Annotated in this window: 4 protein-coding genes; all 4 read left to right on the forward strand. The window is 67.9% G+C overall.

The genetic code is table 11. The features are described 5' to 3' along the window. Window positions 1-346 (forward strand): polysaccharide biosynthesis/export family protein (locus AB3X43_RS15160; RefSeq protein WP_473965136.1); only part of this gene is annotated, 346 nt, incomplete at its 5' end. Between the two features lie 18 nt (window positions 347-364). Further along, the gene (locus tag AB3X43_RS15165) at window positions 365-3,094 is read left to right on the forward strand and encodes a glycosyltransferase family 2 protein (RefSeq protein ID WP_369430700.1); all 2,730 of its coding nucleotides are present in this window, start codon (window positions 365-367) and stop codon (window positions 3,092-3,094) included. Next, window positions 3,091-4,326 carry a glycosyltransferase family 2 protein gene (locus AB3X43_RS15170; RefSeq protein ID WP_369430701.1) on the forward strand — a complete coding sequence of 412 codons (1,236 nt, stop codon included), beginning with the start codon at window positions 3,091-3,093 and terminating at the stop codon, window positions 4,324-4,326. The genes AB3X43_RS15165 and AB3X43_RS15170 overlap by 4 nt, the downstream gene beginning before the upstream one ends. 158 nt (window positions 4,327-4,484) lie before the next feature. Next, on the forward strand, window positions 4,485-6,050 hold a 1,566-nt coding region (locus AB3X43_RS15175; protein ID WP_369430702.1), incomplete at its 3' end, for a glycosyltransferase family 2 protein.

Below are 6,050 nucleotides of genomic sequence, written 5' to 3' on the forward strand. Positions count from 1 at the left end.
CACACTGGAAGACGGTGATGTCATCCGCATTCCCGAGCGCAGCAGCCTGGTGCTGGTCAGCGGCGAGGTGCTGTTCCCCAACGCCGTCGTGCACGATGCGAAGTCCCGGGTCATCGACTATGTCCAGTGGGTCGGCGGGTTCAACCAGGGTGCCGACCAGTCGCGTCTGCTCGTGGTGCACCAGGACGGCAGCGTCCTGGCAGCCACCGAATCCGCGGCGGTCCAGCCGGGCGACGAGATCATGGTGCTGCCGAAGATCGACACCAAGCGCATCGAGATCACCCGTGGCCTCACGCAGATCATCTACCAGATCGCGGTGGCGGCCAAAGTGCTGCTCGCGCTCTGACCACGGCAACACCCACCCATGGCACCGCCGGAACTGCTGCAGGCCATCGGCCTGAAACAACTGCGCGAGATCGAGCTGACCGAAGACTCCCGCTGGCCGATGCTGGCCGTGGGAAGCGATCCGCAACTGCGATTCGCCCCACCCGCGCACGGTGGTGCCTTTCGCATCACGGTGTCGATCGAGGCCGAGGACGGTGTGGTAGCCCCGTCGGTGTATCTCAACACCGGCAGCGGTTTCGCCGATGCGCACAGCGTTCCGCTGCGTCGCCTCGTCGACCACACCTGGCAGGGCGAGTGCGACACCACGTTGCCCTGCCTCGCATGGCGACTTGATCCACTGGACCGCCCCGGGCGGTTCCGCGTGTCCGCGCTCCAGATCGACCCGCTCTGGACCAATCCGCAGCGCCAGCTGCCCGTCTGGATGCGGCGTGCAGGCAAGCGCATGTCCGCGGCCATGCAGCAGCTGCGCCTGCGACATGGCCGGGAGGACTTGTGCCCGGCCAACGATGTGATCAGGCCGCATGCCTCGCCTCATCGCTACCTCGCCACGGGCAGCGACCCCCAGCTGCGCCTGCCACATCCGCTGCAGGCCGGCTGGTACATGCTGGAGGTGACCCTGCAATTGCCCGCGGCACGCGCCGTGGCACGCCTGTACCTGGACGACAGCCGCTCAGGCGAAGAAGAAGCACACTCGGCCGGACTGCCGCTGCGCTCCGGCGTCCTCACCAAGCGACTGGTGCGTCTGAACCACCGCGCCCGGGTGCGGTTCGACCCGATGGCCGCGGCCGGCGCCTTCGAGATCAGCCACTTCCGGCTCGCGCGGGTCGCCGACTCGTTCGCCCGCCAGCGCATGCAGGACAAGCTGCAGGCACGCCATCCCCGCTACCGGGACCAGGCCCGCACCGCACCCAGGACAGAGGCCAGCGCCGATGTCGACATGCTGTGGAACGACTACACCGCACTGTTCGAATCCCGAGGCGACGAGCTGGTGCGCTACGCCGACTGGATCCGGGACGTCGAGACGCCAGCGCGCCTCTCAGACGAGATGCAGCGCCAGCGGATCGGCACCTGGTCGTGGCAGCCCACCTTTTCGCTGGTCATGCCGACCTACAACTCGAACGAGGCCTACCTGCTGGCCTGCATCGACAGCGTGCGCGCGCAGACCTATCCGCACTGGACCCTGTGCATCGCCGACGACGCCTCGACACGCCCCGGTCTGCGCAAGCTGCTGGGCGCACTGGCGGAGTCCGACCCGCGCATCCGTGTCGCGTTGCGCGAGCAGAACGGACACATTTCCGCCGCCAGCAACACGGCGCTGTCGCTGGCGACGGGCGAGTTCATGGCCCTGCTGGACCACGACGACGTACTCGCATCGCATGCACTCTTCGCCGTGGCCGAAGCCCTGCAGTCCCGTCCGACCGCCGCCCTGCTCTACTCCGACGAGGACAAGCTCGACGAGACCGGCACCCGCTGCGACCCCTGCTTCAAGCCCGGCTGGTCGCCCGACCTGCTGTACGCACAGAACTGCTTCTCCCACCTCGGCGTCTACCGCCGTTCGCTGGTGGACGCCGTGGGCGGCTTCCGCGTCGGCTTCGAGGGCAGCCAGGACCACGACCTCGTGCTGCGCTGTGCGGCCCAGGTCGGGGATCCGCGCGACATCGTCCACATCCCGCAGGTGCTCTACCACTGGCGCATGGCCGAAGGCTCGACCGCCCGCGGCCACGATCGCAAGGACTACGCCAGCGAGGCCGGGCGCCGCGCCCTGCAGGACCACTTCGATGTCTGCCATCCCGGTGTCGACGCCAGCGTGGTCGCGCCGGGCATCTACCGCCACCGCTGGCCGCTGCCCGCGGATCCGCCGCTCGTCAGCCTCATCATCCCGACGCGGGATGGTTGCGACCTGCTGCGCACCTGCATCGAGTCGATCGTGCAGCGCAGTGCCTACACACACTACGAGCTGCTGGTCGTCGACAACCAGTCCAGCTGCCCGCGCACGCTGGCGTACCTGTCGGCGCTGGAGTCCGGCGCCGCAGCAGAAGGTCGCGCCCGCGTGCTGCGCTGGGACCATCCCTTCAACTACTCGGCGATCAACAACTTCGCCGCCACCCAGGCCCGCGGCAGCGTGCTCGGCCTCATCAACAACGACATCGAGGTGATCAGCCCGGACTGGCTCGGCGAGATGGTGCGCCATGCACTGCGGCCGGACGTCGGCTGCGTCGGCGCCAAGCTGTACTACCCGGACGACACGGTGCAGCACGCCGGCGTGGTGCTCGGGGTCGGCGGTGTCGCCAACCACGCACTGCGCGGCGCGGCGCGCACGTCGCCGGGCTACTTCGGGCGACTCTGGACGGTCTGCAACCCGAGCGCGGTGACCGGCGCCGTGCTGCTCGTGCGGAAACAGGTGTTCGATGCGGTGGGCGGACTCGACGCCGAAGGGCTGCCTGTCGCGTTCAACGACGTCGACCTGTGCCTGAAGGCGATGGCCGCCGGCTACCGCACGGTATGGACACCACACGCGGAGCTGTACCACCACGAATCCGTCAGCCGCGGCACGGACACGACGCCCGAGAAACGGGCCCGCTTTCTGGGCGAGGTCGCGGTGATGCAGGCACGCTGGTCGCGCTGGCTGCTGGACGACCCGCACTACAACCCGAACCTGACCCGCCTGCGCGAGGACTACAGCCTGGCCAGCGCCACCGAAGACATTCCGCACCGCCCGGGCCTGCGCCAGGACGGCACGCCACGATGAACCGGCCGACACCGCGCATCGCCATCGCCGCGATCTTCCGCAACGAACACCCCTATGTGCTGGAGTGGATCGCCCACCACCAGTCGCTCGGCGTCGCGCGTTTCTACATCGCCGACAACGTGAGCGATGACGGCACCTCCGAGCTGCTCCAGGCCTTGCATGTGCTGGGCGTGATCCGGCGCATTCCGTTCGCGTCCACGCCTGGCCAGGCGCCGCAGCTGCCGGCCTATGCGGATCTGCTCGGCACCCATGCCTGTGACGAGGACTGGATCGCCGTGATCGACGCCGACGAATTCATCGTCCCGACGGGCGGCGCGCGCAGCCTCGCCGAGGTGCTCGCCCCGCTGGCGGCACAGGCGGACGTCGGGGCGGTGGTGCTGAACTGGGCCATCCACGGCTCGGCCTGGCGGCTCAACCACAGTGCAGGCCTGGTCTGCGAGCGCTTCACGCGCCGGGCGCACCAGTCGTTCGGCGCCAACCACCACTACAAGACGGTGCTGCGCCGGGCGGCGTTCGCATCGGTCCACAGCAATCCGCACCACTTCGTGCTGCAGCCGGGCTGGCGCTGCGTCCACACCGACGGCAGCGACGCCGTGCCCCATGCCCGCCATGGCCTGGGACTGAGCGAACGGGTGGTCTGGGAAGGACTGCGGCTGAACCACTACATCGTCAAGTCGCGTGAGGAGTTCGAGACACGCAAGGGGCGCAATGGCAGCGCGGCCACAGTGGGTCGGGTGAAGGGGGAGGACTACTTCGTGGCACACGATCGCAACGACACCCGTGACGGCCTGTCCGCTGCACAGTGCGAAGCAACCCGGCACAGGCTGGGCGGACTGGTGCAACGCCTGTCCGCCCACGGACACCCCGTTCCCGCCGCACCCGTGGCCGAACCGACCTACCGCCCGCCCTTCGTCGGGACACGGGGCTGCATCGACCGCATCGAATGGCGGAGCGGAGCACTGGTGCTGAGCGGCTGGAGCTTTCAGGACTCCGGTCAGACCACACCATGCCTGTCGGTGCAGGTCGGCGAGCAGGCACACACCGTCCAGGGGTTTCCGACCCGCCCGCGACCGGACGTGCAACGCCAGTACCCGATGGCGCCGCTGGACTGCGGATTCGTGCTCACGGTGCCGCTTCAAGATCTGGCGCCAGCCGAACAGGGTCTCGTGGTCCGGGGCCAGACCAGCCTGGGGCGATTCGGAGATCCATTCTCGATGCCTGCCCGAAAATAGAAAATGCGTCAAGCCCCGCCAGCGCCGCCGACACCTCCATTACGGCGGTACTAACTGGTCTATACCGCGCACCGCGCCGCCGCCAGCTCCGGACAATGCCCTTCGACTGCCATGCCGGGAGTGCATGGCTTGCGCATCACGTCGAGACCGGAGCCCCCATGCTGAAATCGCCTCTCAAGCAGGCCCGCAAGCGAGTCAACACCTGGCTCGGCATCACGCCCCCGAAGGACCGCTCGCTGGGCGTGATCGATGCGCTGGAGAACGACCAGCTGCGGGGCTGGTTCATCTCGAGGCTGCCGGGCGCCGAGGGCAACCGATTCATGCTGTTCATGGACGACGTGGCCCTCGGCACCTTCGACGCGCTGCTGCCCCGCGAGGACCTGCTCCAGGCGGAGGGCGTGCTGCATTGCGGATTCCAGGTGGATCTCAAGCCGCTGCTGGAAGCCCAGCCGCACGGCCTCCACGCGCTGCACGACGGTCAATCGCACCGCCTGGTCTTGCGCACGGTCCGTGGCCGGACCCTGGCAGACAAGACCGTCACGGGCCGGTCACCGATGCGGGGATTTCTCGACAAGCTCGACGCGACCGGACTGCACGGCTGGGCCATCGACGAATCGGCACCGGGCCAGTCCGTCGAGTTGAGCATGTACGTCGATGACGTGCACTACATGGATCTGAAGACGACGCTGGCGAGAAGCGATCTGGTGTCCAAGGGACTGCCAGGCGAGCGCGCCGGTTTCAGCCAGATCTGGCCCGCCGGTCTGCTGAAACCCGGATCGACGGTGGACATCCGGTACAAGCACTCCGGCGAATCCCTGTCGAAGAGCCCGCGCCAGCTAGCAGGATCGGCTGTGCCCAGCACAAGGGCGACCCTGGGCTACCTGGACGCCTGGCACACGCAGCACATGCGGCCCGTGACGGTCATCGTGCCCATCTACAACGCCTTCGATGCCGTCAGCGAGTGCCTGGAATCGCTGAAGCGGACCATGCCGCCCGAGGCCCGCGTGCTGCTCATCAACGACGCCAGCCCTGATCCACGCATCGCCGAACTCCTGGCGGGCCTGACCGGACAGACAGGCTTCGACGTGGTCACCAACGAGACCAATCTCGGCTACACCCGAACGGTCAACAAGGCAATCGGCCTGTGCCCGGCGAACGATGTCGTGCTGCTCAACAGCGACACGGTCACCACGAACCGGTGGCTGGAAAACCTGCGCTATGCCGCCTACTCCCAGCCCAGGGTGGCCACCGTCACGGCCATGTCCGACCACGCCGGCGCGTTTTCAGCACCCGAGATCGGGGCGTTCAATCCCGTCAGCCCGCATCTGGACCGGGACACCCATGCCCGGCTCATCGTGCAGGCCCAAGAGGGTCGGCTGCTGGAGGTTCCGACCGGCAATGGCTTCTGCATGTACATGCGGCGCTCCGCGATCGATGCGCTCGGCACCTTCGACGAGCAGAAGTTCCCCCGCGGCTATGGGGAGGAAAACGACTTCTGCATGCGCGCCGTGCGCCGCGGCTGGGTCAACCTGGTCTGCGACAAGGTCTATGTGTTCCACAAGCGCTCGCAGAGTTTCCAGGGCGAAAAGGAAGCCCTGATGCGGGCCGGCGCCGAACAGCTCGCCACCGACTATCCCGAATACCGGCTGCTGACGCAGCGATTCAGCGACGCGGAATTTGCCCACGTCCGCTACCTCGCACGCACCGCCACGACCAAGGGCAGC

Source organism: Sphaerotilus sp., assembly GCF_041083715.1.
Classification (GTDB): Bacteria; Pseudomonadota; Gammaproteobacteria; order Burkholderiales; family Burkholderiaceae_C; genus Sphaerotilus.

Excerpts from the sequence above, each read along its gene's own strand:
- AB3X43_RS15165 (WP_369430700.1), top strand. The coding sequence starts at position 365 with ATGGCACCGCCGGAACTGCTGCAGGCCATCGGCCTGAAACAACTGCGC.
- AB3X43_RS15170 (WP_369430701.1), top strand. The coding sequence starts at position 3,091 with ATGAACCGGCCGACACCGCGCATCGCCATCGCCGCGATCTTCCGCAAC.